At 74.5% G+C, this 3,536-nt stretch carries 4 protein-coding genes; all 4 read left to right on the top strand.

All coding sequences use genetic code 11. The annotated features are described in order from the left end of the window. Positions 1-663 (top strand): flagellar hook-length control protein FliK (locus tag MHY85_RS20605; protein WP_239200252.1); only part of this gene is annotated, 663 nt, incomplete at its 5' end. A 15-nt stretch (positions 664-678) separates the two neighbouring features. After that, the gene (locus MHY85_RS20600) at positions 679-1,164 is read left to right on the top strand and encodes a flagellar hook assembly protein FlgD (protein ID WP_239200249.1); all 486 of its coding nucleotides are present in this window, start codon (positions 679-681) and stop codon (positions 1,162-1,164) included. 36 nt (positions 1,165-1,200) lie between these two features. After that, on the top strand, positions 1,201-2,394 hold the full coding sequence (locus MHY85_RS20595; protein WP_239200246.1) for a flagellar hook protein FlgE: 1,194 nt from the start codon (positions 1,201-1,203) through the stop codon (positions 2,392-2,394). 189 nt (positions 2,395-2,583) lie between these two features. Next, a partial coding sequence (locus MHY85_RS20590) for a DUF222 domain-containing protein (protein WP_239200243.1) occupies positions 2,584-3,536 on the top strand: 953 nt, incomplete at its 3' end.

The raw sequence follows: 3,536 nt of genomic DNA, 5'->3' as shown, positions 1-3,536 counted from the left end.
CCCGCCGCCCGCCCGGCCGACGCCGCGGTCGCCGCACCCGCCGCGACCGCGCCCGCTGCGACCGCGCCCGCCGCCGCCGAGACCGCCGAGCCCGCCGCCGCGGCGGCGGCCCCGGCCGACGACACCGCCCCGGCGCCCGCGCCGGCCGCCCCCGCGGCCGCCCCGGCGGCGCTGCAGGTCGGCACCGTCCAGCACCGGGTCGCCGCGGCCACCGCCGCGCCGGCACCGCTGTCCGACCAGCTGGCGGCCAAGATCGGCGAGCAGCTGCCCGCGCTCCGCTCGGCCGGCAACGGCCAGCACGTGCTCACGCTGCACGTCGACCCGGAGCACTTCGGCCCGGTCAAGGTCGTCGCGCACATCACGGCCGAGGCCGTGCGCGTCGAGCTCGTCGGCGCGACGGACGCCGCCCGGGACGCGCTCAAGCAGTCGCTGCCCGACCTGCGCCGCGACCTCGCAGCCACCGGGCTGTCCTCGGACGTCCGGCTCGGCGCCGACGGCTCCGGCCCGGGCGACCGCGCCGGCGCGGACGCGGCGGGCCGCCGCGAGGGCGGCCGCCCGGACGGCAGCCGCCCCGGCACCGGCACCGGCGCCGCCCCGGCAGCCGCCGCACCCGCACCCACCCGCCCGTCGGCCCACGCCGGCGGCCTCGACCTGCTCGTCTGACCGGAGGGACCCCCCGTGACCGCCATCCCCGTCTCGTACATCGGTGGCTCGACCGCCGACGCGACCGCGGCGACCACCAGCACCCCGAGCAAGACGCTCGACAAGGACACGTTCCTCAAGCTCCTGGTGGCGCAGCTGTCCAACCAGGACCCCAGCAGCCCGATGGACACCAGCGACATGATGGCGCAGACCACGCAGCTGTCGATGATGGAGTCCCTCTCGGAGATCCAGGCGTCGTCCCGCGAGCAGTTCGGGCTCCAGATGCGGATGGCCGCCGCCGACCTCGTCGGCCAGCAGGTCACCTGGAAGGACGCCGACGGGAAGACCCAGACCGGTGTCGTCTCCGGCGTCGACTACTCCGCCAGCGTCCCGACCCTGACCGTCGGGAAGACCCAGCTCCCGCTCGACGCCGTCGCGACCGTCACCCCGGCCGGCAGCACCCCGCCCGCCGAGGACGACGACACGGCCACCGCCCCCACCGACTCCACGACCACCGCCTGACCGCGGTCCGGCCCACCTCACCCGAAGGGAACCACCATGCTCCGCTCCCTCTTCTCCGGCATCAGCGGTCTGCGCAGCCACCAGACGATGCTCGACGTCACCGGCAACAACATCGCGAACGTCAACACCACCGGCTTCAAGGCCTCCCAGATCCAGTTCCAGGACACCCTGAGCCAGATGCTCAACGCGGCCTCGGGCGCCCAGGACGGCGTCGGCGGCCAGAACCCGGCGCAGGTCGGCCTCGGCGTGCAGGTCGCCGGCATCACCACCAACTTCACGCAGGGCGCCGCGCAGCTCACCGGCCGCAGCACCGACATGATGATCTCCGGCGACGGCTTCTTCGTCGTCCGCCAGGGCACGCAGCAGTACTACACGCGCGCCGGTTCGTTCGACTTCGACTCGACCGGCCAGATGGTGCTGCCGGGCGACGGCGCGATCGTCCAGGGCTGGGCGGCCGACGCCACCGGCGCGATCGACACGTCCGGCCAGGTCGGTGACATCAAGGTCGGCGTCGGCACCGTCATGCCGGCGAAGGCGACGACCACCACGCCGTTCTCCGGCAACCTGCAGGCCGACGCCGAGGTGGGCAAGACGAAGACCGTGTCGGTCAAGGCGTACGACGCGCTCGGCAACGCCCGCGAGGTCGAGCTCGAGTTCGTCAAGGGCGCCACCGGCTGGACCATGACCGCGACCGACGGCACCGCCACCTACCCGGCGACCGGCTCCGTGGCGCTCACCTTCGACGCGGCCGGCAAGCCGACGTTCGCCGACACCACGTTCGCGCTCGGCGGCGTGACCGTCGACCTCACCGGGGTCACCGGCATGGCCGGCGTCGACACCGTCGCCGCCGACAAGCAGGACGGCTACGCCGCCGGCATCCTCGAGTCGTTCACGCTGGGCTCGGACGGCACCATCACCGGCTCGTTCAGCAACGGCCTGAAGCAGGCGCTCGGCAAGATCGCGATGGCGTCGTTCACCAACCCCTCCGGCCTGTCGAAGGCGGGCGGCTCGCTGTTCACCACCACGGTGAACTCGGGCGACCCGCAGATCGGCTCCGCCGGCACCGGCGGCCGCGGCACCATGTCGTCCGGCTCGCTGGAGATGAGCAACGTGGACCTGTCCACGGAGTTCACGCAGCTGATCATCGCCCAGCGCGGCTTCCAGGCGAACTCCCGCGTGATCACCACCTCGGACGAGGTGCTGCAGGAGCTCGTGAACCTGAAGCGCTGACGCACCGCCCCGCTCGCGCCCCGTCGGTCCTCGCGACCCGCGGGGCGCGCGTGCGTCGGGGGCGGCCCGACGACGTCGCACGCTCAGCGAGGCGGCGCCGACTCCTCCACAGGGCAGACGGCGCGCTGCGTCCCCAGACGGGGCCGCGCGGCCCGGGGTCGTGTGGGTGGTCGCCGGTAGCGTTCTTGCATGGCTGACCTGCAGGAACACCCCGGAGGCGACGTGGTCGCCGACCCGGTGCTGCCGGTCTACGGGCCCGACGGGACGTGCCTGACCGACTACGGCCCGGACCCCGTGGTGGCGTTCGGCGGGGCGCCCAGGACGGGCGAGCAACGGCAGGTCGAGGCGATCGCCGCCTGCCCTCCCGGGCCGGTGCTCGACGCTTGGTTGCGCGGGCTGGACCTGACGGTGCTGGCCCCGGCGATCCTCGTGGAGGTGGTCGCCGCGCGGGCGCGGATGGAGGCCCATCAGCACGCCGCGATGCTCGACGCCGTCGCCGAACTGGCGAACCGCCCGGAGATGAGCCCCCAGTGGTCACCCCTCGCTGGTGCCCCACCCACCCAGGGGTGCGTGGCCGGGGATGAGTTGGCGATGCGGTTGGGCTGGTCGCTGATGACCGCGAACAAGGCGGTGCACCGGGCACTGACCCTGGACGGGATGCTCGCCGCCACCCGCCAGGCGTTGGAGACGGGGCACATCGACGCGGGCAAGGCCGAGGTGTTGGCCGCCGGGTTGATCGACCTGCCCTACGAGGCCGCGCACGCGGTGGAGGACGCGGTCCTGCCCGACGCCGCCCAGTGCTCCCGCCGGCAGCTGGAGCAGCGCGTGGCCCGGGAGGTCCGGATCGCCGACCCTAAGGGGGAGGCCGGGCGCAACACCCGCGCCCGGTGCACCCGGCGTGTCACCCGGCCCCGCGGGCGGCCGCACGGGATGGCCGCGATGTGGGTGGTCCTGGCCGCCGAGGACGCGACCCGGGTCGACGGGGTCCTGCACCACACCGCCCGCACCGCCAAGGCCCTGGGCGACCCCCGCACCCTGGACCAGCTCCGCGCCGACGGACTGCGCGACCTCGTCGTCGGTGACGTCCCCGAGTCGGATGGGCCGGCGTTCGAGGTCCACCTCGACCCACCCCCACCGGTCCC

The organism is Cellulomonas sp. ACRRI, from assembly GCF_022346185.1.
Classification (GTDB): Bacteria; Actinomycetota; Actinomycetes; order Actinomycetales; family Cellulomonadaceae; genus Cellulomonas.
The sequence above is the reverse complement of the archived record's forward strand: the minus strand, read 5'-3'. Positions and strand labels throughout refer to the sequence as shown.

Excerpts from the sequence above, each read along its gene's own strand:
- MHY85_RS20595 (WP_239200246.1), top strand. The coding sequence starts at position 1,201 with ATGCTCCGCTCCCTCTTCTCCGGCATCAGCGGTCTGCGCAGCCACCAG.